This is a genomic window from Halomonas sp. FeN2 (assembly GCF_020595105.1).
Lineage (GTDB): Bacteria > Pseudomonadota > Gammaproteobacteria > Pseudomonadales > Halomonadaceae > Vreelandella > Vreelandella neptunia.
On sequence record NZ_CP074200.1, the window covers coordinates 3,279,384 to 3,305,877 of the forward strand.

The 26,494-nt window shown below is 56.6% G+C and carries 23 protein-coding genes; 15 read left to right on the forward strand and 8 right to left on the reverse strand.

Features of this window, described 5'->3' with window-relative positions:
- Positions 1 to 107 precede the first annotated feature (107 nt).
- Positions 108 to 1,280: a UbiH/UbiF/VisC/COQ6 family ubiquinone biosynthesis hydroxylase gene (locus KF947_RS15195; RefSeq protein WP_227404341.1), complete on the reverse strand. Its 1,173-nt coding sequence runs from the start codon at positions 1,278 to 1,280 to the stop codon at positions 108 to 110.
- A gap of 106 nt (positions 1,281 to 1,386) precedes the next feature.
- Between KF947_RS15195 and KF947_RS15200 the strand changes: the two genes are divergently transcribed.
- From KF947_RS15200 to KF947_RS15220, 5 genes are all read left to right on the forward strand, one after another.
- A complete protein-coding gene (locus tag KF947_RS15200; protein WP_227404342.1) occupies positions 1,387 to 2,244 on the forward strand; it encodes an NAD-dependent protein deacetylase in 858 nt (285 codons plus the stop codon).
- A 56-nt stretch (positions 2,245 to 2,300) separates the two neighbouring features.
- Entirely contained in the window at positions 2,301 to 3,764 is a 1,464-nt protein-coding gene (locus KF947_RS15205; RefSeq protein WP_227404343.1) for a protein adenylyltransferase SelO, read from the forward strand.
- 52 nt (positions 3,765 to 3,816) lie between these two features.
- Positions 3,817 to 4,863, forward strand: a complete 1,047-nt coding sequence (dinB, locus tag KF947_RS15210; protein ID WP_133730809.1) for a DNA polymerase IV — start codon at positions 3,817 to 3,819, stop codon at positions 4,861 to 4,863.
- Between the two features lie 130 nt (positions 4,864 to 4,993).
- A complete protein-coding gene (locus tag KF947_RS15215) occupies positions 4,994 to 5,821 on the forward strand; it encodes an alpha/beta fold hydrolase (RefSeq protein WP_133730808.1) in 828 nt (275 codons plus the stop codon).
- 9 nt (positions 5,822 to 5,830) lie between these two features.
- Positions 5,831 to 6,079, forward strand: a complete 249-nt coding sequence (locus KF947_RS15220; RefSeq protein ID WP_133730807.1) for a YkoF family thiamine/hydroxymethylpyrimidine-binding protein — start codon at positions 5,831 to 5,833, stop codon at positions 6,077 to 6,079.
- A gap of 66 nt (positions 6,080 to 6,145) precedes the next feature.
- On the opposite strand, the gene gabT is transcribed toward KF947_RS15220, so the two are convergent.
- The 6 genes from gabT to csiR all read right to left on the reverse strand — a co-directional run bounded on the left by gabT (position 6,146) and on the right by csiR (position 12,805).
- Positions 6,146 to 7,423, reverse strand: coding sequence for a 4-aminobutyrate--2-oxoglutarate transaminase (gene gabT, locus KF947_RS15225; RefSeq protein WP_227404344.1), 1,278 nt, complete (start codon positions 7,421 to 7,423; stop codon positions 6,146 to 6,148).
- A gap of 84 nt (positions 7,424 to 7,507) precedes the next feature.
- Positions 7,508 to 8,434, reverse strand: a complete 927-nt coding sequence (locus KF947_RS15230; RefSeq protein WP_227404345.1) for a sensor domain-containing diguanylate cyclase — start codon at positions 8,432 to 8,434, stop codon at positions 7,508 to 7,510.
- A complete protein-coding gene (locus tag KF947_RS15235; RefSeq protein WP_227404346.1) occupies positions 8,421 to 9,251 on the reverse strand; it encodes an EAL domain-containing protein in 831 nt (276 codons plus the stop codon). Before KF947_RS15235 ends, KF947_RS15230 begins: the two co-directional genes overlap by 14 nt.
- A gap of 262 nt (positions 9,252 to 9,513) precedes the next feature.
- Positions 9,514 to 10,728, reverse strand: a complete 1,215-nt coding sequence (locus KF947_RS15240) for a CaiB/BaiF CoA transferase family protein (RefSeq protein ID WP_227404347.1) — start codon at positions 10,726 to 10,728, stop codon at positions 9,514 to 9,516.
- 42 nt (positions 10,729 to 10,770) lie between these two features.
- On the reverse strand, positions 10,771 to 11,949 hold the full coding sequence (locus KF947_RS15245; protein ID WP_035576748.1) for an acyl-CoA dehydrogenase: 1,179 nt from the start codon (positions 11,947 to 11,949) through the stop codon (positions 10,771 to 10,773).
- A 136-nt stretch (positions 11,950 to 12,085) separates the two neighbouring features.
- Positions 12,086 to 12,805, reverse strand: coding sequence for a DNA-binding transcriptional regulator CsiR (gene csiR / locus KF947_RS15250; RefSeq protein ID WP_133730802.1), 720 nt, complete (start codon positions 12,803 to 12,805; stop codon positions 12,086 to 12,088).
- Positions 12,806 to 13,165: 360 nt separating this feature from the next.
- On the opposite strand from csiR, the gene KF947_RS15255 reads away from it, so the two are divergent.
- The 3 genes from KF947_RS15255 to KF947_RS15265 are packed head-to-tail and all read left to right on the forward strand — an operon-like array spanning position 13,166 to position 16,729.
- Positions 13,166 to 14,137: a TAXI family TRAP transporter solute-binding subunit gene (locus tag KF947_RS15255; RefSeq protein WP_133730801.1), complete on the forward strand. Its 972-nt coding sequence runs from the start codon at positions 13,166 to 13,168 to the stop codon at positions 14,135 to 14,137.
- Between the two features lie 28 nt (positions 14,138 to 14,165).
- Complete coding sequence (locus KF947_RS15260) at positions 14,166 to 14,678, forward strand: DUF1850 domain-containing protein (protein ID WP_223287907.1); 513 nt, start codon at positions 14,166 to 14,168, stop codon at positions 14,676 to 14,678.
- Between the two features lie 32 nt (positions 14,679 to 14,710).
- Positions 14,711 to 16,729 (forward strand): TRAP transporter permease, encoded by a 2,019-nt coding sequence (locus tag KF947_RS15265; protein ID WP_227404348.1) that lies wholly within the window; start codon positions 14,711 to 14,713, stop codon positions 16,727 to 16,729.
- A gap of 108 nt (positions 16,730 to 16,837) precedes the next feature.
- Here the strand turns inward: KF947_RS15265 and KF947_RS15270 are convergent, their stop codons facing one another.
- Positions 16,838 to 19,363 (reverse strand): penicillin-binding protein 1A, encoded by a 2,526-nt coding sequence (locus KF947_RS15270; protein WP_227404349.1) that lies wholly within the window; start codon positions 19,361 to 19,363, stop codon positions 16,838 to 16,840.
- Between the two features lie 204 nt (positions 19,364 to 19,567).
- On the opposite strand from KF947_RS15270, the gene pilM reads away from it, so the two are divergent.
- The 7 genes from pilM to aroB are packed head-to-tail and all read left to right on the forward strand — an operon-like array spanning position 19,568 to position 26,158.
- A complete protein-coding gene (gene pilM / locus KF947_RS15275; protein WP_133730797.1) occupies positions 19,568 to 20,629 on the forward strand; it encodes a type IV pilus assembly protein PilM in 1,062 nt (353 codons plus the stop codon).
- Positions 20,626 to 21,198 carry a PilN domain-containing protein gene (locus KF947_RS15280; RefSeq protein ID WP_133730796.1) on the forward strand — a complete coding sequence of 191 codons (573 nt, stop codon included), beginning with the start codon at positions 20,626 to 20,628 and terminating at the stop codon, positions 21,196 to 21,198. The genes pilM and KF947_RS15280 overlap by 4 nt, the downstream gene beginning before the upstream one ends.
- Complete coding sequence (locus KF947_RS15285; RefSeq protein WP_133730795.1) at positions 21,195 to 21,854, forward strand: type 4a pilus biogenesis protein PilO; 660 nt, start codon at positions 21,195 to 21,197, stop codon at positions 21,852 to 21,854. Before KF947_RS15280 ends, KF947_RS15285 begins: the two co-directional genes overlap by 4 nt.
- On the forward strand, positions 21,851 to 22,402 hold the full coding sequence (locus KF947_RS15290; protein WP_227404350.1) for a pilus assembly protein PilP: 552 nt from the start codon (positions 21,851 to 21,853) through the stop codon (positions 22,400 to 22,402). Before KF947_RS15285 ends, KF947_RS15290 begins: the two co-directional genes overlap by 4 nt.
- A gap of 14 nt (positions 22,403 to 22,416) precedes the next feature.
- On the forward strand, positions 22,417 to 24,477 hold the full coding sequence (gene pilQ, locus KF947_RS15295; protein WP_227404351.1) for a type IV pilus secretin PilQ: 2,061 nt from the start codon (positions 22,417 to 22,419) through the stop codon (positions 24,475 to 24,477).
- Positions 24,477 to 25,055, forward strand: coding sequence for a shikimate kinase AroK (gene aroK, locus KF947_RS15300; protein WP_133730792.1), 579 nt, complete (start codon positions 24,477 to 24,479; stop codon positions 25,053 to 25,055). The genes pilQ and aroK overlap by 1 nt, the downstream gene beginning before the upstream one ends.
- A complete protein-coding gene (gene aroB, locus KF947_RS15305) occupies positions 25,052 to 26,158 on the forward strand; it encodes a 3-dehydroquinate synthase (RefSeq protein WP_227404352.1) in 1,107 nt (368 codons plus the stop codon). Before aroK ends, aroB begins: the two co-directional genes overlap by 4 nt.
- Positions 26,159 to 26,494 lie beyond the last annotated feature (336 nt).

Consider the following 26,494-nt stretch of genomic DNA (forward strand, 5'->3'; position numbering starts at 1 on the left):
CAACCCTTACTGCTCGGTTCAGAGCGAAAAGCTGATGCCCTAATAGTCAGCTAAGGGCAGGGCTCAACCGTTTGGCCCTTAGCTGAATAAACGCATACTGCCCGCCATTAGCGCATTTTAAACGGATTCAACCCGTTGGCTTGTTGCATCATCATGCGTTTGGCGAACGGGAAACGCTCGGCGAGCTGCAGGCTTAAATCGCCTAACTGGCGCAGCGGTTTGGCGCCGGTAAACAGGTGGTGAAAGCTGTCGGTGGCGGCGATCATCGCCTGGTTAGCCGCCCGGCGCTGGCACTCAAAGCGGAGCAGGTTGAGGTAATCGCCGGGGTCGCGTCCCTGAATGATAATCTCGGCAAGAGTGTCGGCGTCGTGCAGGCCAATATTTAATCCCTGGCCTGCCAGCGGGTGCACCACGTGAGCCGCGTCACCTATTAGCGCTAAACGTTTACCGATATAGCGCTTGGCGTGCTGGCGCTTAATCGGGAAGCTGGCGCGCGCAACCACCCGGGTGATATTCCCCAGGCGGCGGGGGAAGGCGCCCTCAATAGCGGTTTTTAGCGTCGCGTTATCCATCGCCTCGCGGGCACGGGTGGCGTCTTCGTGGTCGTACCACACCAGTGATGCGCGGTGGCCGGGTAGCGGCAGCATGGCAATCGGGCCGGTCGGCGTGAACACTTGCCAGCTGACATCCTGCTGGGGCAGCTCTGTTTCCACGTTAATGATCATGGCGCGTTGGTGGTAATCGTAGCTCTCCACTGAAATCTGGGCCAGCTCGCGCAGGGTCGAGCGGGCGCCGTCAGCCCCAACCACCAGAGGTGCGCTCAGTGTCTGACCGTTATCCAGTTCAAGCTGGCGGGCAGACGTTGCCGCAATAGTGCTCAGTGGCGCACAGTGGGTGTAACAAGTGACGCTGGGTAGCTGCGCCAAGCGCTGCCACAGGGCGTACTGCAGAGCGCGGTTTTCGATAAAAATGCCGAAGTCATCCATGCCGCTATCGGCGGCGGAGAACAGCGCGTGGCCGGTGCCGTCCTGGTTGGCGACATCGATATGCCGGAAAGGGCAACTACGCTCTTCGGGGAGCGCTGTGCCGCTGGCCTTTACAAAAGCGAGCGAACGCGCGTTTAGCGACGAGATACGCAGATCATAGTCGCCGCAGGGCTCGCTTGGCTCGGCACCTTTCTCTACCAGCCCGACAGAGAAGCCCGCATGACCCACCCGCGCGGCCAGGGCGGCGCCCACCATGCCGCCACCGACAATAATAATGTCATGATCGTGCTGCATAAGAGTATCTCCTGGGTGCACAATAACCGTTGAAGGGCGCGTTGCATGGCCCGCTGTTGCTATACAGTATCGTTGAGTTCGAGCCACATTGCCTAGAGGTGAACGATTGACGCAGGCCGTGGAAATTGCAGAAAGCGTTGCCCAGGCGGGCGAGGAACTGGCTGATTTTATTCAGCGGCACCCAAAACTGTGGGTGATTACCGGTGCCGGTGTGAGTACCGATAGCGGTATTCCGGACTATCGCGATGCGGATGGCCAGTGGAAGCGGCCACCCCCGGTGCAGCATGGCGACTTCATGAGCTCTCATCACGTTCGCCAGCGTTACTGGGCCCGCGCACTGATCGGTTTCAGCGCCATGCGCGAAGCCCAAGCCAGCGGCGCGCACCGTGCGCTCGCCGCGCTGGAATCCCAGGGCTACATCCAGCAATTGGTGACCCAAAACGTTGACCGTTTGCATCAACGCGCCGGTTCCCGCCGAGTGATCGACCTGCATGGTCGGGCGGACATGGTGAAGTGCATGGTGTGCGACTATCAAATGATGCGCCACGCCATGCATGCCGAAATGGCGCGCATGAATCCGAGCTTTGCTGGTTTGCAGGCAGGGCACGCCCCGGATGGCGACGCCGATCTTGAAACCGACTTCAGCGCCTTTCGTATTTTCGACTGCCCGCGCTGCAGCGGCATCCTGAAGCCTGACGTAGTGTTCTACGGCGATGTGGTGCCCGCCGAACGGCGGCTGGCGGCGCAGGTGGCGCTGGCAGAGTCGGAGGCGGTACTGGCAGTGGGCACTTCGTTGATGGTGTTTTCCGGCTACCGTTTCTGCCGCGCCGCCCATGAGCGGGGCATGCCGCTAGCATCGCTCTCCCTCGGCGTCACCCGGGCAGATGCGCTATTGACCCACCAATGGCGGGCGCCGTTGACGCCGGTGCTCGAGCAGGCTGTTCGCTGTTTGCAACGGCGTTAACTTGACTAAAGTGCTAGGGTATTAGGTAGATATCGCCATCAACAGCGGAGCCTAACGTGCTGCCATTCGAACATCTCTACTCCACCTTACCCGAACCCCTGTGGGTTGCCACCCAGGCAACGCCTGTATCCAGCCCTGAGCTGATCGCGTTTAATGCCCCGCTGGCTCATGAGCTAGGCGCCAAAGAGATACCTGACTCCGAAACGCTGGCCCAGTGGTTTAGCGGCAACCAGCTCATGCCAGAAGCCAAGCCGGGGGCGTTAGGCTATGCAGGCCACCAGTTTGGCAACTTTGTGCCGCAACTGGGCGATGGCCGTGCGCTGCTGCTGGGTGAAGTGATCGACCAGAACGGCGTGCGCCGAGATGTGCAGCTAAAAGGCAGCGGCCGCACGCCATTTTCCCGTGGTGGCGACGGCCGTTCGCCGTTAGGGCCGGTGCTGCGTGAATATTTGGTTAGCGAGTTTATGGCCGCCATGGGCATTCCCACCACCCGCGCTCTGGCAGCGGTGACCAGCGGCGAGCGGGTGATACGGCAGATGGCTGAGCCCGGCGCGGTGTTTACCCGCGTGGCCAGCAGCCATATCCGCGTAGGAACCTTCCAATTCGCCGCCTCACGGCGAGATGAAGCATTGTTAAAAGCGTTGGCGGATCATGTCATTGAACGCCACTACCCAGTTGCCGCCAACGCCGAAGATCCTTATTTAGCACTGCTGGAAGCAGTCGTTGCCCGCCAAGCGGTGCTGATTGCACGCTGGATGAGCGTTGGGTTTATCCACGGGGTGATGAACACCGATAACTGCAGCATCGCCGGGGAGACTATCGATTACGGTCCCTGTGCCTTTATGGAGCAATTTAATCCGCAGAAGGTGTTTAGCTCCATCGATCAAGGTCGCCGCTACGCATTTGACAACCAGCCCGCCATTGCCCAGTGGAATCTTGCCCGCTTTGCCGAAACGCTACTGCCGCTGATGCGTGAAGAAGGCGAAGCGTTGGTAGAGCAGGCCACCGAGATTATTCGCCGCTTTGAGCCACTGTTTGATGCTGAACAGCGCCGTTTGCACGCCGATAAGTTGGGCCTCACGCCAGAAAGTGATCAGGCAGTGCCGCTTATGGAAGGGCTAGAAAGCCAAATGCACCAGGGGCGAATGGATATGATGGCTACCTTTGATGCGCTCACCCAATACGCTAACTCAATGAGTGATAAACACCGCGAGGCCCTGCTGGCGCTAACGACCCAGCCCAATGAGCTAACCGCGTGGCTAGATACGTGGCAGGTCGAGCAGGCAGCTAATCAAGACAGCGAGCGATTAGCCGCGATGCGCCACGCTAACCCGGTGATTATTCCCCGTAACCACCGGGTACAAGAGGTCATTGATGCCGCTTACGACGGTGATTTTGTGCCTTTCCATACCCTTCTCGCGGTGGTGACCAAGCCGTTTGATGAGTCGGTTGAAGCGCGTCGTTTGGCAGCGCCTGCGACGGAAAATGAGCAGGTGCTAAGAACCTTCTGCGGAACATAAAAAGCTAATCCCTGTGATAAACTGTGATTTTTTACAGTTAGAAGGGTAGCCGGTGCGCAAAATCATTCACTGCGACTGTGACTGCTTTTATGCAGCAGTGGAAATGCGCGATAACCCCGCGCTGCGGGATATCCCAATTGCCATTGGCGGCAGCGTCGAGCAGCGTGGGGTGGTCGCTACCTGCAACTATCCTGCCCGCGAGTTTGGCATCCATTCAGCGATGCCAATGGCCCAGGCACTCAAACGCTGCCCCCATCTCACCGTGATTCGCGGTGAGATGGCCAAATACAAAGAGGTCGCCCGCCAGGTCTTCGCCATTTATCGCGATGTAACTGAACTGATTGAACCGCTCTCCTTGGATGAAGCCTTTCTGGATGTCTCGGAGACCACCCTGCATCACGGCAGCGCGACGCTAATGGCCGAAGCGATCCGCGAACGGGTCAGCCGCGAAGTGGGGATTACTGTTTCAGCGGGCGTAGCGCCCAATAAGTTTCTGGCCAAAATCGCCAGCGACTGGAACAAACCCGACGGCCTTTGCGTAATTACGCCGGATAAGGTCGATAGCTTCGTACAACAGCTGCCGGTCAAGAAAATCCATGGGGTAGGGCCGCGCACGGCCGAGAAGTTGGCAGGGCTGGATATCCACACCTGCGCCGACCTGCGTACCCGCACGCTGACCGACCTGGTCGAGCATTTCGGCCGTTTTGGACGGCGGCTACACGAGCTAAGTTGGGGGCGGGACGAGCGCCCGGTAAAAACCCACCGTGAGCGCAAATCGGTCAGCACCGAACAGACCTACGCTCAGGATTTACCCGACCTCGACGCCTGCCGCCGTGAACTCCCCGCGCTGATCGAAGATTTAGAGCGCCGCTACGCACGGCTTGACCCACCACTGGCGGTGCGCGGGCTAATCGTCAAAGTGAAGTTTAGCGACTTTACCCAAACCACCGTCGAGCATGCCGACCCCGCGCCCAACCTTGAACAGTTTGAAACTCTGCTTAACGTCGGTTGGGCCAGGGGCGAGCGTCCCGTACGCCTGCTTGGCGTAGGGTATCGGCTGGCGGACAACAGCCAGGAGCATCAACTGTCGCTGTTTTAATTAGCCTGTTAACCCTTATGCTCATTGACGCTCATTCAGTAGCGCGTTAAAACAGATGTATGATAGGCGGCGTAAATAATCATATTTCACATTCGCCGTCTTCCTGCCTTTTTAACGCGCGAGCCTTACCATGTCTGCTAATGCTGCCCAACGTCCCCGTTTAGTGTTTGCCCATGCCAATGGTTTTCCGGGCCTAAGCTATCGCAGCCTGTTGAATCCCCTGGCAGAGACCTTTGATCTACATCCTCTGGATCGCCTGGGTCACCACCCTGACTACCCCGTAAACCACAACTGGGGCAATCTGGTGGATGAGCTGCTGAGCTACCTACCTGAGAGCGATACGCCGCTGCTGGGCGTGGGGCACTCGTTGGGTGGCACCTTGATGGCCATGGCCGCGGATAAACAGCCTGAGCGCTTCTGCGGGGTGATCATGCTCGACCCGCCCTTGATGCTGGGAACGGACGCCTGGGCAATGAAAGCCGCCAAGCGGTTTGGCTTTGTGGATCGGGTTACCCCTGCAGGTAAAACCCTGGGTCGGCGCACCGTGTGGCCGAGTCGCGAAGCGATGGCAAGCTCGCTGGGTCGCCGGGGGCTGTTTCGTCGCTTTACCCCGGAGGCGCTCAACGACTACATTGAAGCAGGGACGCGCTTACTGGATGACGGCAGTGCTGAACTGACCTTTGACCCGAGTATTGAGGTGGAAATTTTCCGCCATTTGCCGGATCACCTTTCGCGCCTGCCCCAACGGCTGGGCGTGCCGTTAGAGCTGGTGGCGGGCAAAGAGTCCCACTTACTGACCGCTTCACGGATAAAGCGCTTGAAGCGCAAGGGGTTAACGGTGAGCGAGGTTCCCGGTACGCATATGTTCCCGATGGAGCATCCGGACGAGACCCGTGCCGCTATTGTGGCTGCCTGGCAAAGATTATCCGTAACCAGCAGGCCCTCAAACACAGCGTGAGGAGGCGTTATGTATCTTTCCGTACAGCTTAGCTACTACCCACTGGCCGATGACTTCAAGCCGGTGGTCAAAGAGGTGGTAAAACGCCTGGAAGCGACGGGATTGGAAGTACACCCGAATCGCATGAGCACCCAGGTATTTGGCGAGTTCGACGAAGTAATGGCAGCGTTAAGCGAGGTGATGAAGTGGTCGTTTGAGACCCATGGCAAAGCGGTCTTTACGGCTAACTTTTTGGAAGGCGATCGTCGGCCTCGTTAAACCAAAACGCCGCCCAAATTGGGCGGCGTCGTATTCACGTATGCACTAACGTCAGTTAGCTTGGCGTTACACCAGTGAATCCAGGCAGGACTCAATAATATCTAGGCCTTCATTGAGCACATCATCTTGAATGGTGACGGGCATCAGGAAGCGGATGGTGTTGCCGTACATGCCGCAGGAGAGCAGGATCAAGCCCTCTTCACGGGCTTTCTTGCACAGCGCGGCAGCCAGTTCCGGGTTAGGTGTGTGGTCGGCTTTGTTCGACACTAGCTCAAATGCAGCCATGGCACCCATGTTGCGCACATGGTCGATGCAATCAAACTTGTCTGCCCACACATTGAAGCGCTTGGCCAGCTTGTCGCCCAGGGCCTGGCTCTTCTCCAGAATGTTCTCTTCTTCAAACACTTCCATGACTGCCAACGCGGCCGCACAGGCGGTGGGGCTGCCGGTGTAGGTACCGCCCAAGGAGTTAGGGCCTGAAGCGTCCATCACCTTGTCAGTACCCACGATGGCGGAGATCGGCATGCCGTCGGCCATACTCTTGGCCATGGTCATAATGTCCGGCTCAACGCCGCTATGCTCGATGGCAAACATTTTGCCAGTACGGCCAAAGCCCGACTGCACTTCATCGATGATCATCAGCATGCCGTGCTCATCGCAGATTTCGCGAACTTTGGTCAGGAAGCTAGTAGAGGCCGGGTAGAAACCGCCTTCACCGAGTACCGGCTCGAGCACGATGGCCGCGGTATCTTTCGGGTTGGCATCGGTTTTCAGCGTCATCTTCAGACCACGAATGGCCTCGTCTTCGCTAACGCCGTGGTAAGGCACCGGGTAGGGCGCACGGAACACAGTGCCCGGCATGGGGCCGAAGTCGCTCTGGTAAGGCGCCACCTTGCCGTTCATTGCCATGGTGAAGAAGGTACGGCCGTGGTAGCCGCCATCGAAACAGATAACGTTGGAGCGGCCGGTGGCGGCGCGGGCGATCTTGACCGCGTTTTCCAGCGCTTCCGCACCGGAGTTGGCCAGCATGACTTTGGCATGGCCACGCACCGGCACGATCTGGCTGAGCTTTTCCGCGACCTTCACGTAGCCTTCATAAGGCATGACCGTTTGGCAGGTATGCATCAGCTTATCGAGCTGGGCTTTTACCGCTGCGACTACTTTAGGGTGGCGGTGACCTACGTTGAGTACGCCAATGCCGCCCGCGAAGTCGATAAAGCGATTGCCGTCCGCGTCCCAGATTTCAGCATTTTCAGCGTGGTCGGCAAACGCCGTTGCGGGGCTAGCGGCGCCTGCAGCGACGTATTTATGTTTTAGCTCGTTCAGTTCGGCATTGCTGCTCATGGCTTACTTCCTAATTGAAGATGAATGTTCTTTCAGCATAGTACTTATAAGCATAGTGCTTAATAGCTTTGATTACATTGATGACTAGGCAATGACAACACGATTACGCCCAGTCTGTTTAGCTTGGTACATGGCTTTGTCGGCACGTTCGAGGAGTCTTGAGCCCGAGCCTTCAGCGTAGCTGGCAATCCCCGATGAGAGCGTTACTGTTAATTGATGTTCGGTAAATGACTTTTGCGCAATGCTTTTACGCACACGCTCCATGCCCTGATAGGCTTCTTCTGCGGTTACGCCTGGCATAATGATGAGAAACTCTTCGCCGCCTAGGCGGATATGCGAATCTGTGTCGCGCAGTATCTCGCTGATCAAGGTTGTGATCTGTTGTAGAACGCTGTCGCCTGCGCTGTGCCCGTAGGTATCGTTGAAGGCTTTAAAGTCGTCCAGGTCATACATGGCGATACTTAAGGGCGTGCCATAACGCTTAAAGCGCTTAATCTCTTCATCCAGGCGCTGCAAGCCAGCACGACGATTGAGTAGTTCGGTTAGCTCATCGTGGTGGGCCAGGTGATCCAGGCGTTCATTGGCCTGCTTTAGCCGCTCCTCTAGCCGCTTGCGCTGGGTAATGTCGATAATAAAAGTGACTTTACGCGGCTCTCCATCGTCAGCTTCAATGCGTGCGGCTTCGGTAATAACGGTGCGCCTCTCGCCGTTTTTAATGACAACATCCCACTCTTGGCGCAGTTCCTGGTTCTCGTTGCCCTGCATAAACTCTTCATGCAGGGCTGATAAAACCGCCCGGCTCTCTTCAGGTACTACTTGAGTAAAGTGCTGACCTAAAAGCTCTTCTGGCTGGTAGCCATAAAACTCGCAGTACGCTGGATTGACCATTTCAAAGTGGCCAGAGGGGGTCGTAATACAGATCCCAATCGGCGCTGCTTTGATAACATTTTCGGTATTACGCTTTGAACGGTTAAACAACTGGTAGAGTTGATCAGGGCTAATCTCTTTCATTCACCGCTCCTGTGCTGGTCTCTACGTCACTTTTTAACTCCGTTAGCTCTCTTTTTAACCCCATCAACAGAGGGGTAATATCGGTACCAAGAGAATTAATTGCGGGTTTCGCGAAATAGAAGCCCTGTTGACGAACAATCCCCGCGCGGCCCAGCCATAAAGCTTCAGCGCGGGTCTCCACACCTTCGGCGATGAGGGTCATATCAAGCTCTTGAGCGAGCAGGATGATCGCGTTTAACAGCGCCTGGCGGCGAAAATCGCTATCGCAATTCATGACCAGTTCGCGGTCAATCTTGAGCTTATCCGGCGTTAGATCGGTCAATAAGTCTAAATTGGCGTACCCGTTGCCAAAATCATCTAGCGCCGTTTTAAAGCCCATGGAGCGGTAGGCATCAATGATATTGCATAGGTGCTGCCGGTCGCGGACGCGTTCGGTTTCGGTGATTTCAAAAATTAGCCGATGGGTTGGCCAGCCCACGCGCTTGGAAACTTCTAACGTCGCCTGGATACAAGCTTTCGGCTCATAAACGGCGTTGGGTAAGAAATTGATCGAGAGATCGGTTTGCATATCCAGTGCGCTGGCCATTTCGATCGCTTTTACCCGGCAGGCCTGATCAAAACGGTAGAGGAGGTCATCAGTCACCTGTGAAATAACGCTCCAGGCGGATTCTCCGCGCAAACCACGAACCAGTGCTTCATAGGTGACGATTTGGGCCAGCGATAGATCCACGATTGGCTGAAAGGCCATGGTGAACTCAAAGGGCAAGTCGCCTTCACAGCGTTTGCAACTGCCATTAACGCGTGCGCACTGGCTCATAGCTGCTCCTGTGGATGGGTGTTGGATGAGGCTATTAATGCCTTAACATTAGATAACATAATGCCTACAGCCTACACTGAAGCATTCAACGCTATTTAGCTTAGCTCTTGATATATGTTTTGTATAGGAATTGTACAGCTTTTGATCGCGAAGCACTAGCCAATTGCTCGCCTCTTGGTTTGCCATGTTGGCCGGTATCTGTGGCTTAAAAAAAAGCGCCGGGTGAGGCGCCTAAGAGGGGGATGCATTGACCTTTGGGTCATTAAATGATGCCAGCTGCGCGCATCGCAGTGCGCTGCTCCAAGCTAATGCCGAGCTCTTCCAGCACGCTTTCAGTATGCTGACCTAGGTGGGGCGGCGCCGTAGTGGCGCTCATTTGGGCACCATTAAAACGAATCGGGTTAGCAACCAGATCCACCTGACCCGCTTGGTCGTGGGGCAGGGTCTGCTTAAGTCCGCGGGCTTTCACATGGGGGTCGTCAAACACCCGATCCAGCGTATTGATCGGCCCGCAGGGCACGCCTACGGCTTCAAAAGCGGCTAGCCATTCATCAGTGCTGCGCTGGGCCAACGCCGCTTCCAACTGCGGCACGAGTAACGCGCGGTTATTTACCCTAGCCCCATTGGTGGCAAAGCGCGGATCTTCCGCCAAAGCCGGTAGCGAAAGCACCGCGCAAAAGCGTTTGAACTGCTCGTCGTTGCCGACAGCCATAATCATATGGCCATCCTGGGTAGCAAACGCCTGATAAGGCACGATGTTGGGGTGTGCATTACCCAACCGCTGGGGCACATTGCCGGAGGTTAGGTAATTCAGTGCTTGATTGGCGAGCACGCCTACCTGGACATCCATTAGTGCCATATCGATATGGCAGCCCTCGCCGCTATCACGGCGCTGATAAAGCGCCGCTAAAATTGCATTAGCGGCATAGAGCCCCGTGAAAATATCGGTAAAGGCAACGCCGCTTTTTACCGGGCCACCGCCGGGTTCACTGTCGGGCTTGCCAGTTAGGCTCATGATCCCGCCCATGGCTTGGATCATAAAGTCATAACCGGCGCGGTGAGCGTAAGGGCTCTCCTGGCCAAAACCGGTGATGGAGCAGTAGATCAGTCGTGGGTTCAGCGCCTTCAAACTGGCGTAATCCAGACCGTAGCGTTTCAGGCCGCCGACCTTGAAGTTTTCTATCAACACGTCGGAGTTAGCCACGAGCTGCTTGATCACTGCCTGGCCTTCGGGTTTGGCCATATCGACGGTCACCGAGCGTTTACCCCGGTTAGCGCACAGGTAGTACGCCGACTCTTCGCTGCCCGCCAGCCAAGGAGGGCCCCAGTGGCGGGTGTCATCGCCGCTACCGGGACGCTCTACCTTAATCACATCTGCCCCCATATCCGCGAGCATTTGTCCGCACCACGGCCCGGCCAGTACGCGGGAAATATCGAGTACTTTTATACCGGCCAGTGGTTTGGTTAGCTCGTTCATAGAGGCTCCGTTAATAAGTGACAAGTGATCAAGGTGCGGTGATTAAAAGAACGACTGAATACCCGTCTGCGCGCGGCCAAGAATCAGAGCATGCACATCGTGGGTGCCTTCGTAGGTATTTACCGATTCCAGGTTGACCATATGGCGAATGACGCCGTATTCGTCGGAGACGCCGTTACCGCCGTGCATATCGCGGGACTGGCGAGCGATATCCAGCGCTTTGCCGCAGTTGTTGCGTTTGATCAGCGAGACCATTTCCGGTGCCCAGTTGCCGCTATCCATCAGGCGACCTACTTGCAGGGCTGCCTGCAAGCCCAGAGTGATCTCGGTCTGCATATCGGCGAGCTTTTTCTGGATCAGCTGGTTGGCGGCCAGTGGGCGGCCAAACTGCTTGCGGTCGAGGGTGTATTGGCGCGCCGCGTGCCAGCAGAACTCGGCCGTGCCCATCACGCCCCAGGCGATGCCATAGCGCGCTTTGTTTAAGCAGCCGAACGGGCCTTTCAAGCCGCTGACGTTAGGCAGCAGGTTCTCTTCGGGAACGAAGGCGTTATCCAGCACGATCTCACCGGTAATCGAGGCGCGTAGGGAGACTTTGCCTTCGATTTTGGGCGTGGTGAAACCCTCGGTGCCGCGCTCGACAATAAAGCCTTTAATCTGATTGTCGTGGGCTGCTGATTTCGCCCATACCACCGCGATATCGGCAATCGGGCTGTTGGTGATCCACATTTTGGCGCCGGTTAGGCGGTAGCCGCCATCGACTTTTTCCGCGCGCGTGATCATATTGCCGGGATCAGAGCCGTGGTCAGGTTCGGTCAGGCCAAAGCAGCCGACCATTTCACCGCTGGCAAGCTTGGGTAGGAATTTTTGCTTCTGCTCTTCCGAGCCGTAGGTCTCGATGGGGTACATCACCAGCGAGGACTGCACGCTCATGGCCGAACGGTAGCCGGAGTCTACGCGCTCTACTTCGCGGGCAATCAAACCGTAGGCCACGTGGTTAACGCCAGCGCCGCCGTACTCGGGGGAAACGGTAGCACCCAGCAGACCAAGCTCGCCCATCTCGGTCATGATTTCGCGATCGAACCGCTCTTCACGGAAGGCGGTCAGTACGCGGGGCTGAAGGTTTTCCTGGCAGTAGTCGTAGGCCGCATCACGAATCTGGCGCTCTTCATCGGTGAGCTGTTGTTCCAGAAGTAGTGGGTCGTCCCAGTTGAAATGCGTCATGGCGTAGATTCCTCGGATAGTGGGCAGGAATAGATGCAAAATAGCTTGCAGTCAATGTATCGCCGTTTTTTTAAAATATCTACATTTTTTTAAAACGTAGAACTTTGGTCTGGGGCGAAGAGCCGAAGCGAAAAGCTCAACTGATGCCGCGCTCTTGAAGGACGCGGGTAATTATCGGTACGGGGGTCATCAGGTGATCGCGCATCAGGGTGTCGGCTTCGGCGGTATCGCGAGCCAGAATGACCTCGACCAATTCGGCGTGCTCCTGGCGCTTAAGCTCCAGCGCCTGGGATGACATCACGGTTTCCTGCAGCCACAGGTGGCGATAGCGCTCTACCTGATCAAACAGAGTATTGCGCATTTGTAGCAGGTGAGGGGAGTTGCAGCCGCTGGCAATGGCGGTGTGGAACGCTTTGTGGCGCTGATCCCAGATATCCAGCAGGTCATCGGGGGTGTTGATGTCGGTGACCTTGGCCAGCCGATGCGCGGTGGCCAGTACGGTGGCCTCCCAGTCGTCGTCGCCGCGCTCAATGGCCAATCTCAGGATCAGCCCTTCAAGCTGAGCCCGTGCGTCGTAAATATCGTTGAGTTCGGCCAGCGACATGGGAGCTACCCGGTAGCCGCGCTGACTGATAGCGACCACAAGGCGGTCAGAAACTAACTGTGACAGCGCTTCCCGTAGCGGCCCGGTGCTGGCGCCGTACTGCTCTTTGAGGCGGCTCATCAGCAGTTTCTGCTCTGGCGCATAGCGACCACGAATAATGTCGTGCTTGAGTTGGCGGTAAGCACTAATGGCCAGGTTTTGCCGCGGCGCGTCTTTTTCCCGACTACCTTCTTCTTTAAAACCGGGCTCCATAGCAGTGTGGCTCCTATCCTGAATCAACAATAACGATGGGGTGGGCGAAATTAACGGCCATTTTTAATAAATAATAACAATTCGGCATAAAATAAGACATTTATGCTGAATTTCATGATTTTAATAGTTTTGGCTATTCGATCTAACTGCTGGGCGGTTACACCTTCTTAGGCACTCACGGCTGTAGAGGTAAAGGCGCTGCTGCGCTGATAACGCCTATTAGCATCTAACGCATAAGCCGTGCTAACTTCACTTCCACCGCTTCCGGTTCGTCGTGACGGCAGCCAGAAGCTGGGGCTTCAACACCTCCTTTTATCGTCAACCATACCTATAAGTCCAAGCAGGACGGAGGAAATGCTCATGAAAACTCTACGCTCTCTATACGCCACAGCCGCTGCCGCTTCTATGCTCGCGGTCGCGCTTCCAGCAAGCGCTCAACAACTCTCAATCGCGACTGGCGGTACCGGTGGCGTTTACTACCCTATCGGCGGTGGTTTTGCCGAAATGATCAACAACCATATCGAAGGCGCTCAGGCGACGGCTGAAGTGACCGGTGCCTCGGTTGAAAATATGGGGCTGATCATGCGCGGTGACGCGGATCTTGCCCTGGCTCTGGCCGATACGGTCTATCAGGCTTATACCGGCACGGATGATTTTGAAGGCCGTCAGGTTGAGAACATCCGCGCGCTCGCCTCGGTTTATCCCAACGCGGTACAGCTGGTAACGCTGGCCGAGTCGGATATTGAATCGATTGCTGATCTAGCGGGCAAGCGTGTTTCCGTCGGTGCACCGGGGAGCGGCACCGAGCTCAATGCCCGTGCTCTGCTTGAAGCCAATGGTATTAGCTATAGCGATTTCACCCCCCAGCGCCTTAACTTCAACGAAACTGCAGATGCCATTCGCGACGGTGATATCGACGCCGGTTTCTGGAGCGTTGGGCCGCCCACCAGCTCGATTCTCAACCTGGCAGCCACCCGTGATATTCGCCTGATTGGCCTGTCCGATGAAGAAGTGGCCAATGCTCGGGAAGAAGAAGAAGTCTTCGCACCTTACAAGCTTGCCGCCGGTATGTATGACGGTATGGACGAAGCCGTGCAGACCCTGGGTATTCCCAACGTCCTCGTCGTTAACTCTGACATGGACGAAGAGCTGGCTTATCAGTTGACTCAGCTACTGTTCGAAAACACCGACGAGCTGATTGCCGTTCACCCGGCGGCTAACGACACCACCATTGAGTTCACTATGGAGTCGACTCCTGTGCCGCTGCACCCCGGTGCGCTGCGTTATTTCGAAGAAGTTGGTGCTGAAATCCCGGATCGTCTGCGTCCTTAATCGCTAACGTGCATTGAAGGATATTGCCATGCAGTGGCAGCAACGACTGATGGCACTACTGATTGCATGTTGTCCGTTCGCCGAAGTGGGGGCTTCCCCCGCTTCGGCGTCGGCGTTTATGCGCCTAGCGGTGGTGACCGAACAGGGCGACACGCTAGTGGATGAGGCAGTACCTGCTGGCGGTCGCTGGTGCATCAAGTGGCAACACTCCGTTGAACATTTCACGGTGCTGGACTGCTATCGTAATGTAGCGGGTGTCATGCAATTGGAGCGTAGCCATCAACCCGATTTCGCCGCAGGGCTTGGGCATATTTTTGGCCGCGGTGAGCAGGTATCAGACGGTGAAGGCGGTTATTGGATTAATGCCATTAACGAGCCTGTCACCAATAACCGTTATGTGTTGAGGGTAGGTTCACCGGCTGTTAATCATCGCGTGGTGTGGCCAGGCGGTGAGCATGCGCCAGTCAGCCTAAGTGAACACGCCGCTGGGCAACGCGTGACCATTCAGTTGATAGACCCTCACGCATCCCCGCGTGAATAAAAACGACATTAGTTAACGCTTCCGAGGACTTCATGAGCGAATCCAATCAACCGTCGAGCGTGGTGCCGGGCGGTAATGTGATTCAACCCCGCATGGTGCTGTGGTCGATCACCATTGTGGCGGTGGGTCTTTCCCTGTTTCAGCTCTACTCTGCTGGCATTCAGCCCTTAGGGCTTTTTTATCAGCGCAGTATTCACCTGGCACTGATTATGGTGCTGGCATTTTTAATGTTTCCAGCCTTCGGCCCCACCCGCAAGCGTGGTGTATTGGGCTGGGGGCTTGATCTGCTGTTTTTCGCCGGGGCTATTCTCACCGGTGGTTACTTGGTACTCAACCTGGATGAAATTTTTAGTCGTGCAGGTTTTTGGAACAGTACCGATATTCTGGTCGCCTGTATTGCCACGGTGACGGTATTGGAAGCCAGCCGCCGCGCGGTAGGTTTTGGTATGACCGTCATTGGCCTATTGGCGATTGTGTACGCCTTTGCGGGGCCGCGGGGCGAGCTACCGTGGCTTGGTGAGTGGATGCCGGGCATTCTTGAGCACCGCGGATACACCATTGACCGGGTCGCTGGTCAACTCTACCTGGGGCAAGAGGGTATTTTCGGGCTGCCGCTGGGCGTGGCCGCGACCTATATCTTTATTTTTGTCCTCTTTGGTGCTTTTTTGGAGTGTACCGGGGCGGGTAAGTTCTTTATCGATATGGCCTATGCGGCGACCGGACGCCAGCGTGGCGGGCCAGCCAAGGCGGCGGTATTAGCGTCGGCAGGCATGGGTTCTATTTCTGGCAGCGCGATTGCCAACGTGGTCACCACCGGTGCTTTTACCATTCCGCTGATGAAGCGACTGGGCTACAAAGCCAAGCAGGCAGGCGGTATCGAAGCGGCGGCCTCAACCGGCGGGCAGATCATGCCGCCGTTGATGGGGGCCGGGGCGTTCCTGATTGCTGAGTACACCAATACGCCGTACCTGGATATCGTCAAAGTCAGCATCCTGCCGGCAATTATGTATTTCGCCACGGTCTATCTTTTTGTGCATATTATCGCTCTTAAGCAGGGCATGCAGGGGCTACCCAAGGATGAGCTGCCGCAGATGCGCCAGGTCATGAAGGATGGCTGGCACTTCCTGCTGCCGTTGGCGGTGCTGGTCTGGCTGCTGGCCATGAGTATGTCGCCCATGCGGGTAGGCTACTACGCAGTGATCACTATTTTGGCGGTAGCGGTATTGCGCTATGTGCTGTGGTTCTTCTTTGTGGCGCCCAGGCAGGGCCAGCCGGTGACAGCAACAGCGATTAAAGACGTGGTACGTACAGGCTTTGCCAAGCTGGTCGAAGGCCTGGAGCTAGGCGCGCGCAATGCGGTAGCGGTTTCCATGGCCTGTGCTGTCGCCGGGATTATCGTTGGGGTCGTGGGGTTAACCGGCCTGGGGCTGAAATTCTCCTCCATGATGCTGGCTTTCTCCGGCGGCAACCTGGTGTTGGCGCTGGTGATGGTGCTGTTGGCAAGCTTGGTGTTGGGGATGGGCCTGCCTGTTACTGCCAGCTATATCGTGCTCATTGTGCTCGTCGGGCCTGCATTGACAGCCGAGTTTGGTGTGCCGCTGCTGGTCGCTCACTTGGTCGTGTTCTGGTACTCCCAGGACTCCAACGTGACGCCTCCCATCGCCTTGGCAGGCTTTGCCGGGGCGGCGATTGCGGGCAGTAAGCCAATGGAAACCAGCTTCCAGGCGTGGAAGTTTGCCAAAGGTCTCTACCTGATTCCGCTGTTTATGGTCTTCAACCCTGAGATTATCATTGGTGGTCCGGTGCCGGTGGTCATCTGGAATGGAGTGATTGCCATTCTGGCATTAGGTGCCTTTGCCGCGGCGTTGGAAGGGTATCTGTTTACCAAAATGTCGTGGCTACCACGCATTGCGATTACCGCTGCGATTTTTGGGGTGTTCTACCCTAATTTGATGACCGAAATTGCCGGTGTCGCGGTCATGGTTGTCGCCATAGGGGCTAACTGGTTGGCCAGTAAGCGCGAAGCGCCTGCGACACCCGTTAGTGGTTAAACGCTACAGACAGACCCAAAGGTAGCCAGCAACAGAAAAGGCCCGGAGATTATCTCTCCGGGCCTTTCGTTTGGTGTACTACGGGATTGGCAGGTCTAGAAGACTGAGTTAGAAGATCGACTCAGCGGTACCTGACCCCTGAGAACCACTGGCTTCTTCCAGCTCGCGGCTAATGCGGCGCTGCTGGTAATCCGGCAGGTGATCCTGATGGAACAGCTCGATAATCCCGCCAGACTGGCCGTCCGCTAAGCGTTGGCCAGTGTCCGGATCCACTCGGGCGGTGACAATCGTCGCGGGCCGCTCGGGTACGGCGTTCGGGGTGCCTTCCAGGGCATCACCCATGAACTCTATCCAGATAGGAAGCGCGGCCTGAGCCCCATATTCAGAAATGGTCTCGTTGCTGTCTTTACCCACCCATACCGTGGTCACCAGGTTGCTGTTAAAGCCCGCAAACCAGGCATCACGCTGGCTGTTCGTGGTGCCGGTCTTGCCGACGATATCTTCACGGTTAAGGCTCAGTGCCCCGCGGCCAGTACCCGAGGTGATTACGTCACGCAGCATATCGCGCAGAATGTAGACAGCGGCCGGGTCGGCCACCCGTTTGGCGATCGGGTATTCGCGGCCATCAATTTCCACCGTCTCCTGGTCTTCGGCACAGCTGGAGCAGGCAACCTGTGGCGTGGCTTCATCGATCAGCTCATTGTCGTCGTCGCGGGTAACCCGCTCAATAAACCAGGGCGACACCTGGAAACCACCGTTGGCGAGCACTGCGTAGGCATTGGTCATCTCCATCGGCGTTAAGCTTGCGCTGCCTAGCGCTAATGATAAGCCACGGGGGAGCTGGGCAGGAGAGAAGCCGAAGCCTTCCAAAAAGTTAATCGTGTAATCCAGCCCCATGGTTTGTAGAACGCGAATAGTGACCAGATTGCGCGAACGGGCAAGTGCCGGACGTAAGCGCATAGGGCCCTGGAAGTCACGGCTGGAGTTGACCGGCCGCCACAATGAGTTACTGCCGTCGTCAAGAACCACGGGGGAATCATTAACGACGCTGGCGGCGTTCATCTCTCCATCTTCAAGGGCCGCTAAGTAAATAAACGGCTTGAAGATAGAGCCAGACTGGCGTCGTGCCTGTACAGCACGATTGAACTTACTGGCGTTAAAGTCGAAACCGCCCTGGAGTGCCAGGATAGCACCCGTTTGTGGGTCTTGGGCGACCAGCGAGCCTTCCGCATCCGGCTGTTGAGAGAGGCGTAGCGATCCGTCTTCATTCTCAACTACGCGGATCATATCGCCTCGTACTGCGATCTCCTCCGCCGAGCTGGGCTCGGCTCCGCGGCTCCGCGGGCTCAAATAGGGGCGTGCCCAGCTCAGGCCTTCCCAACCGATCGTCTGTAGACCGTCGTCGCGAGTGAGCACCTGCATTTCGCGGCCGCTGCTCTCTACCACGATGGCGGGCTGGAGCAGACCATAGTTGGGCGTGCGCTCAAGCACCTGCACCCAGTTGCTGACGTCGCCATCGATACCTTCGACTTGGGTTTGACTGCGCTGGGCGGCTTGCCGTGCGGTCTCGCGAATCTCGGGTGACTCGGCAAGCTCCTCTTCAAGGCCTTGGGTCGCGGTTTGCTCCTGTGCTTCGACAAGGCTTGCGGCAATCTCACGCTGTTCTGGCCCGCGCCAACCGTGGCGTAAGTCATAATCCGTTAGCCCATTGGCCAACGCTTGACGGGCAAAGGGCTGCAACTCGCTATCAATAGTGGTGTAAATGCGATAGCCGCCGGTGTAAGCCTCATCGCCGAAGCGCTCCACCGCATACTGACGCGCCATCTCTGAAACATAGGCAGCATCGACTTCGGCTTGGGTGTAGTGACGACGGGCCGTGACGGGTTCCTGAACGGCCGCTTGGTAGGTGGCGTCGTCGATATGCCCCAGCTCGCGCATACGGAATAGAATCCAGTTGCGACGAATCAGCGACCGCTCGGAGTTAGCCAGCGGGTTAAAGGCAGAAGGTGCCTTGGGTAAACCGGCAATCATGGCCGTTTGTGCCAGGCTAAGCTCGGCGAGTGGTTTGTCGTAATAGGTTTCGGCGGCGGCAGCGATACCGTAGGCGCGGTTGCCCAGGAAAATCTTGTTGACGTAAAGCTCGAAGATTTCCTCTTTATTGAGGATCTGCTCCATTTGCAGTGCCAGCAGGATCTCACGAATTTTACGCGTAAAGGTCTGATCGAGCGTCAGCATATAGTTACGCGCGACCTGCATGGTGATTGTCGAGCCGCCTGATTGAATATCACCACTCATCGTCAGTTGAACTAAAGCCCGCGCCAAGCCTCTGGGGTCGACGCCAGCGTGGTCGAAATAGCTGGCATCCTCGGCGGCGGTCAAGGCGTTGATCATATCTTGTGGAACTTCATCAAAATTGATCGCCATGCGGCGCTCTTCACCAAACTCACCAATCAATTTACCGTCCTGGGTAAAAATGCGCAGCGGCGTGTGCAGTTCAAAGTCTTGCAACTGGCGAACGTCGGGCAGCCCTGGGGCAAAGTAAATGGCGGCGCCAATCACGGCTAATGCGCTAGCCCCTACCAACGACACAATCATGAAAAACAGCGACAAAATAAGGGTTCGAAGAAACGTCATGTACGGAGAGCACCCTGGGAAGAATGAAAAGATCGGCATCTAAAACGGCCGTATCATGCAATTGGCAGCCATTATAGGAACCTGAGGCGGCGGCCACCAGTGTTGATGTGCGCTAAGTTGGTTCGCGTGTGACGCAACTAAAAATCATGTAACCTCAAACGACATGTAATAAACGGGCGACAATCAGGCGGAGCCAGACCCAATATGCGCTTTCTTAAATCTGGTAAAGGGTTGATCGGCGTCGATATTACCTCGGCGACCGTCAAGCTGCTTGAGCTAAAACAGTGCCACGATAATTACCAGGTAGAAAGCTATGCCGTTCGACCACTGCGCGAAGGGGCCGTGGTGGAGCGCCGTATCCGCGATATCGATGACGTCGCCAGTGTGCTTAGCCGTGCCGTGGAACATGCCAAACCCTCTACCCGCAAAGCAGCGGTGGCTGTTCCAGCCAGCGCTGCGATCACTAAAACGCTGAGCTTCCCTATCGGGCTGAGTGAAGAGGAGATTGAAGAGCGCATCGTGGCCGAATCCGACCGCCATATTCCATTTCCGTTCAATGAAGTGGCGTTTGATTTCGAGTGTCTTGGGCCCGCGCCCTTTGACGATGAGCAACAGCAGGTGGTGCTGGTCGCCTGCCGGCAGCAGGATGTGACGCAGCTCACCGACACGCTAGAGCGGGCAGGCTTAGAGCCCGCAGCAGTGGACGTGGAAACCTTTGCCATGGAGCGATCGCTTGCCGAATTGCGCCGCCAGCTAAACGTAGAGAATGATCCTACCGCCTGCGTTGGGCTGGTGGATATTGGTGCCAATATGAATGCCTTCCACGTCGTTCGCGGTGGGCATATCGTCTATACCCGCGACACGGTTTTTGGCGGCCGCCAACTCACCGATGCCATTCGTGACCGCTACGATTTGAGCATGGAGGAGGCGGGGTTCGCCAAAAAGCGCGGCGGACTGCCTGATGACTACCATGAGCGTGTGCTCAACCCTTTTTTGGAAACCGTGGTGCAGCAGGTAGGGCGCTCCCTGCAGCTCTACTACACCGCCGGGCGTCAGCAAGAGGTGAAACACATCGTATTAGCGGGCGGTTCGAGTGTGATTCCAGGGCTTGCCGAACGCATTGCGGAAGATAGTGGTATGTCGGTGACCATTGCCAATCCCTTTCAGCGCATGCGGGTCAACAAGCGCTTGAACCTTCAGGCGTTGACCAACGATGCCCCGGCGATGCTCACTGCGGGTGGCTTGGCGATGAGGGTTAGCCAATGAGCATGACGATTAATCTTCTGCCCTGGCGGGAAGCGCAGCGTGAACGGCGAACCCGCAAATTCTACGTCGTGGTAGCCGCCATGCTGGTGGTGGGTGTCGTGCTTGGCCTACTGATCGCGCATTTTTACCAGCTCAAGCTGGCAGCCCAGCAGCAGCGTAATGCTTATATTAGTGACCACATTGAGCGTCTTAATACCGATATTGCTGGCGTATCACGCTACGCCAGTGACGCCGAGCGCTTAGGTGAGCAGATCGCGGTGTTTCAGGCGCTGCAGTCTGAAAGGACGGATGCCGTGCAGCTATTTAATGACGTGGCGGAGAGCGTGGCCAATGGCGTCATTTATCAACGCTTAGCTAAGAACGGTAATACTGTCAGCGTAACGGCAGTGGCCGGCAGTGAGCGCCAGGTTTCCGAACAACTGCGCCGTATTGCCGATCTACCTGGTTTGGCAGTGCCCTCGCTCTCGGCAGTGGAGAGTGAGCAGAATGGCTCAGGCCGCGTATTTCGTTTTGAGGTGGAACAGACCGCCAGCGAACTGTCGCAGGGCGTTGAGGAGGCGCTTCCATGAGGTTTAACCGCGAGCGGTGGGCGCTTGAATGGCAGCGTCTGCGCGATGTCGATTGGCGGGATCTCGACGTTAAAGAGGCCGGTAGCTGGCCGTGGCTACTAAAAGCATTGTGCGGCTGCTTGGCGCTGCTGGCGGCACTGAGTGTGATGATGTGGCTGGTGGTGAGCGAACAGCGCGAAGCCGTGATGGCCGCCCAGCGCCAAGAAGCCAGGCTGCTGAGCGAATACCGCAGCAAAGCTTCACAAGCGGCATTCCTGCCAGAAATGCGTGAGCAGTTGGCGACCCTGGAAGAGCAGATGGGGCGTTTTCGCACCATGCTTCCCACCGATGCAGAAATCCCGTCACTGCTGGATAGCATTAGCGATGCCGCCGTCGATAACCGCTTAACCATTGAAACGATTCGGCTGCGTCCAACGCAAGCCCAGGCCCATTATGTCGAGCAACCGCTGGATATACAGGTGCGGGGCGGCTATCACCAGTTGGCGCGCTTCAGTGCCGACATTGCCTCGCTTCCCCGCATGGTGACCCAGCACGATTTTAGCCTGGAACCCGTCGATGGCCGTGGCGATGCGCTGCGCCTTTCGCTCTTGGCTCGCACTTATCGCTATGTGGAGGAGGGCGACCAAGCCTCCACAGAGGGGGCGGGGGAACCATGAGGGCTAAACAACTACCTTTTGCGGTAAGGGCGGTCTCTTTCATGGTCTCCGCAGTGGCGCTTACAGGCTGTGTGGACGCCGATTTGGCACAACTTGAAGGCACGCTGGCCGATATTCGTCAGTCCCCTGGCGGGCAGCCGCCGGTTATGGCTGTTGCGCTGCCCGAGAGCGCGGATTTGTCCTATTTATATAGCAACGAACGTAGCCCCTTTTTACCCCCTGAAGAGATTGCTCAGGGGAGCGCTGATCGAAGCGAAGGGTCACTTGCCCCTGACCGGCAGCGCACGCCAGAGCCACTGGAGCGCTTCTCGCTGCAAGAGCTGCGATTGGTCGGTACCATGCGTATGGGAGGGCGACAAGTGGCCTTGATTGCATCCCCGGATGGCAGCGTGACCAGCGTTAAAGAGGGTAACTATATGGGCACCGACTATGGACGTATTGCCCAGATCAGCGCTCAAGAGATACGCGTGACAGAACGGGTGTTCACCCAGCCTGAAGGGTGGCAGGAGCGGCAAGTGTCGCTAGTCATCAACGAAAACAACGAGTAAGCGGATAATAGCTCATGGCAGTTACAGCTTGGCGAATCACTTTCTACATGGCCATGGCCGCACTATGCTCACTGTTGCCCTCAATGGCGGCTGCCTCGGTGCTGACAGATATTGGCGTTCAGCCCGCCGAGAACGGTGGTGCTCACCTTGACCTGCGTTTCACCGGTGGCGTGCCTGAGTTACGCAGCTACCGATTGGACTCCCCACCTCGAGTGACGCTGGATTTGGCAGCAACCCAAAGTGGACTATCCAATCGGCGCATTAATGTTAACAACCTCGGTATCGAGCAAATTACCGCTCTGGAGGGCAGTGGCCGCACGCGTTTGGTGGTCAATCTGCGCGAATCGCAGACCTTCACATCCAGCGTGCTGGGTGATCGTCTACGTATTACCTTTGCTTCAGGCGCCAATCGCTCGCTTAGCCCTTCTCCCAGCATCGCTTCAGCGGGACTTGAAACCGATGAAGGGCCGCAGATTGAGAATATTGACTTTCGTCGTGGTGAAGACGGCGCCGGACGGTTGATAGTGACCTTTGATCGCGAAGGCGTCGAGGCGAACGTGCGAGAAGGCGGCCCCGATCAAGTGATGGTGGATCTGCGCGATGTGGCGATTCCAGACTCGCTTAACCAAGTCTACGATGTCACCGATTTCGCCACCCCCATCACACGGATTACGCCCCGTGCCAGCCAGGATGCCACCCAGCTAGCAATCGCTACCCAGGGCGCTTATGCGATGATCTCCTCGCAAAGTGGGCGCACCCTGACCGTAGAAGTGCAGCCCGCCAGTCAAGAGGCGCAACCCTCTCAGGCAACCGGAGAGCGCTTCACCGGCGAGCGGCTGAGTCTTAATTTTCAGGATATCGAAGTACGCTCGGTGCTAGCGACGCTGGCTGAATTTACCGGGCTAAATTTAGTCGCCAGCGACAGCGTAACGGGGCGTGTAACGCTCAATTTAAATGATGTGCCCTGGGATCAGGCGCTTGAGCTGATTCTGCAAAGCCAGGGGCTATCGAGTCGAGAGCAGGGCAATGTGATTGTGGTGGCGCCCGCTAGTGAGCTGGCCGAGTTGGAGCGCCAGGAGTTAGAGGCGCGCAACCAGCGTGAGACGCTCTCGCCCCTGGTCACCGAGTTTATCGAGATCAAATATGCGCGGGCTGAAGATTTAGCTCAGTTGCTGCGCGGGGGCGACGGTGACGGTTTTGGTCTGCTCACCGAGCGGGGGCGCGTCAGCATTGATAACCGGACTAATACGTTGCTGGTGCAAGATACCGCTGATCAAGTGCGCGATATTGCCCGTACCATTGACCGTCTGGATGTTGCCGTTCGGCAGGTACAGATTGAGGCACGCATTGTCATTGCGAGGGACACTGCTTCCCGTGAGCTGGGGATTAACTGGGGTATGTCGAGTACTCGCGGCTTTCAGGAGGGGGAAGACGGCACCTTCAACCGACGTGATATCAACCCCGATGGCATCAACCGGGCGCAGGGCGGCTTAGCGGTGGATTTAGGCGCTGCCACAGGGCCGGGCACCGGCTTTAGCTTTGGCTATTTATCCGGCGATATCCTGTTGGATTTAGAGCTGCGCGCACTGGAAAGCGAAGGTAAAAGCCAGACTATTTCTCAGCCTAGAATTATTACCGCCAATCAACGTACCGCCAAAATTAGCCAGGGTGAAGAGCGCGCCTTCCAGAGTGTGGATGGCAACGACAATCCGGATACCGAGTTCAAAGAGGCCGAACTTTCGTTGGAAGTCACCCCGCAGATTACCCCGGATAACCGCATTATTATGGATCTGGTGATCAAAAATGACAGCTTCCGTGAATCGGAGTTTGGCGGTGAACCGCCGATTGATACCAACCAGATTGAGACCCAGGTGTTGGTAGATAACGGCCAAACGGTGGTTTTAGGCGGAATTTTGACCACCGAAGAGCTGCGCCAAATCGCCAAAACACCGCTTTTGGGTGATATTCCTTTGCTCGGTAGACTGTTTCGCTATACCGAAGAGAGCAATGAAAAGGTAGAGTTGTTAGTCTTTATTACTCCACGACTCCTAGACGATGGCTTAACGGTTCGCTGATGCAGGATTTACCCAATTTATTTCTCATAGGCCCCATGGGGGCTGGCAAAAGCACTATTGGTCGCCTATTGGCGGCTGAGCTTGCGCGCCCGTTTTACGACAGTGACCACGCCATCCAAGACCGCTGCGGGGCAGATATCCCGTGGATTTTTGATGTCGAGGGCGAGCAGGGCTTTCGCCTGCGGGAAATTCATATGATTGATGAATTAACCCGGCTCTCACCGGTCGTCGTCGCCACTGGCGGCGGTGCGGTACTCCGTGAAGAGAATCGCCGCGCACTGCGCGAGCGTGGCACTGTGGTGTATCTGCTGACCACCGTCGACCAACAGCTCAAACGGACAGCGAAAGATCGCAACCGGCCGCTATTGCAGTGTGCCAACCGCGAGCAGGTGCTTAACGATATGTTTGCCCAACGCGACCCGCTCTATCGCGCCACCTCGGATATTGCCGTGCGTACCGACCGGCGTAGCCCGCGAGCGGTGGTCAATGAAATTCTGCGCCGGGTGCATCGCCTGGTGGATCCACTTGAGCCCTCATCGTCATCGGCTGGAACGTTTAACCATAAGGTATCGCAATGACCTCGACTGCCAGCGCGCAACGCACCCTTCATGTTGCTTTAGACGAGCGCAGCTACCCGATTCATATTGGCACCGCGCTAATGGGGCGTGCCGAAATGCTGACGCCTTATCTGGCCGGCCAGCAGGTGATGGTGGTGACCAACGAAACCATCGCACCGCTCTACCTGAAAAAGCTCTGCGCCAGCCTGCCGGATCATCTGGAAGTGCGCACCGTCGTGCTACCGGATGGCGAGCAGTATAAAACCATCGAGCAGGTCAGCCGTATTTGGGATGCGCTGCTAGAGGCCGGATTTAACCGCCGCTGCACCCTGATCGCCTTAGGCGGCGGGGTGATTGGCGATATGGTCGGCTACGCTGCTGCTTCCTATCAGCGCGGCGTGGCGTTTATCCAAGTACCCACCACGCTGCTTTCCCAGGTGGATTCGTCGGTGGGGGGCAAGACCGGCGTTAACCATCCGCTGGGTAAAAACATGATTGGTGCCTTCTGGCAGCCCAAAGCCGTGCTGGTGGATATTGATACGCTGAAGAGCCTGCCCCGTCGCGAGCTCTCCGCCGGGCTGGCCGAGGTCATAAAGTACGGCTTGATCCGCGACGAAGCGTTTCTAAGCTGGCTGGAAGCCAACATGGCGGCACTGCTCAACGTGGAGCCTGAAGTCGTCGCAGAAGCCATTGCGCGCAGTTGCCAAATCAAAGCTGACATTGTCACCGAAGATGAGACCGAGCAGGGCGTGCGTGCGCTGCTTAACCTGGGGCACACTTTTGGCCATGCCATTGAAGCCCACCAGGGTTACGGCAACTGGCTACACGGCGAAGCCGTGGGTGCTGGCATGGCCATGGCGGCAACGCTTTCCCGGCGCTTGGGCTGGCTCACCGATGCAGCGCTAGCACGTAGCCTGGCGGTGATCGAGAGCGCCGAGCTGCCGCTAGCGGCACCTGCGAATATGACCAGCGATGACTTTTTAACCCGCATGCGGCTGGATAAAAAAAATACCGGTACTCGGCTGCGCCTAGTGCTGCTTACCGCCCTGGGTGATGCCTGCGTCAGCGATGCAACGCCCGTTAGTGTTCTTCGCACGTTGCTTAACGATTATCCGCGCTGCTGAGTGGCAACCTAATCCTTTCAAAAATCTCTTCATCAGGCTCGGTTATTGCAAACCCCGTCAGCAAAACCTAGTCAGCGATACCGTCCAAGAAACCGCTTCTTACGTTGAGTGGTTTCATTGGGCGGTTTTTTTATTCGCTCGGCTACATCGTGAGCCCATTTGTCGAACACTGTTCTATATAATCCGTATGCCTTATGCGCTATCGGCATGGGTTTGCGGGCGCCATTTAGACTAAAGTTCAATGGAAAATAAAAAGCGTTAAAATAGCGTTTTACCATGCTACAAGTGGTTGAAGTATATATATTTTTTCCTTGGGTGAGGGTGCAAATACAGGAT

What these genes read in the sequence shown, in the direction of transcription:
- KF947_RS15255 (WP_133730801.1), top strand. Translation starts at nt 13,166, where the DNA reads ATGAAAACTCTACGCTCTCTATACGCCACAGCCGCTGCCGCTTCTATG.
- KF947_RS15235 (WP_227404346.1), bottom strand. Translation starts at nt 9,251, where the DNA reads ATGAGCCAGTGCGCACGCGTTAATGGCAGTTGCAAACGCTGTGAAGGC.
- KF947_RS15195 (WP_227404341.1), bottom strand. Translation starts at nt 1,280, where the DNA reads ATGCAGCACGATCATGACATTATTATTGTCGGTGGCGGCATGGTGGGC.
- gabT (WP_227404344.1), bottom strand. Translation starts at nt 7,423, where the DNA reads ATGAGCAGCAATGCCGAACTGAACGAGCTAAAACATAAATACGTCGCT.
- aroK (WP_133730792.1), top strand. Translation starts at nt 24,477, where the DNA reads ATGCAGGATTTACCCAATTTATTTCTCATAGGCCCCATGGGGGCTGGC.
- KF947_RS15260 (WP_223287907.1), top strand. Translation starts at nt 14,166, where the DNA reads ATGCAGTGGCAGCAACGACTGATGGCACTACTGATTGCATGTTGTCCG.
- KF947_RS15290 (WP_227404350.1), top strand. Translation starts at nt 21,851, where the DNA reads ATGAGGGCTAAACAACTACCTTTTGCGGTAAGGGCGGTCTCTTTCATG.
- KF947_RS15240 (WP_227404347.1), bottom strand. Translation starts at nt 10,728, where the DNA reads ATGAACGAGCTAACCAAACCACTGGCCGGTATAAAAGTACTCGATATT.
- csiR (WP_133730802.1), bottom strand. Translation starts at nt 12,805, where the DNA reads ATGGAGCCCGGTTTTAAAGAAGAAGGTAGTCGGGAAAAAGACGCGCCG.
- KF947_RS15280 (WP_133730796.1), top strand. Translation starts at nt 20,626, where the DNA reads ATGAGCATGACGATTAATCTTCTGCCCTGGCGGGAAGCGCAGCGTGAA.
- KF947_RS15270 (WP_227404349.1), bottom strand. Translation starts at nt 19,363, where the DNA reads ATGACGTTTCTTCGAACCCTTATTTTGTCGCTGTTTTTCATGATTGTG.
- KF947_RS15215 (WP_133730808.1), top strand. Translation starts at nt 4,994, where the DNA reads ATGTCTGCTAATGCTGCCCAACGTCCCCGTTTAGTGTTTGCCCATGCC.
- KF947_RS15220 (WP_133730807.1), top strand. Translation starts at nt 5,831, where the DNA reads ATGTATCTTTCCGTACAGCTTAGCTACTACCCACTGGCCGATGACTTC.
- pilM (WP_133730797.1), top strand. Translation starts at nt 19,568, where the DNA reads ATGCGCTTTCTTAAATCTGGTAAAGGGTTGATCGGCGTCGATATTACC.
- KF947_RS15245 (WP_035576748.1), bottom strand. Translation starts at nt 11,949, where the DNA reads ATGACGCATTTCAACTGGGACGACCCACTACTTCTGGAACAACAGCTC.
- KF947_RS15265 (WP_227404348.1), top strand. Translation starts at nt 14,711, where the DNA reads ATGAGCGAATCCAATCAACCGTCGAGCGTGGTGCCGGGCGGTAATGTG.
- KF947_RS15230 (WP_227404345.1), bottom strand. Translation starts at nt 8,434, where the DNA reads ATGAAAGAGATTAGCCCTGATCAACTCTACCAGTTGTTTAACCGTTCA.
- aroB (WP_227404352.1), top strand. Translation starts at nt 25,052, where the DNA reads ATGACCTCGACTGCCAGCGCGCAACGCACCCTTCATGTTGCTTTAGAC.
- KF947_RS15285 (WP_133730795.1), top strand. Translation starts at nt 21,195, where the DNA reads ATGAGGTTTAACCGCGAGCGGTGGGCGCTTGAATGGCAGCGTCTGCGC.
- pilQ (WP_227404351.1), top strand. Translation starts at nt 22,417, where the DNA reads ATGGCAGTTACAGCTTGGCGAATCACTTTCTACATGGCCATGGCCGCA.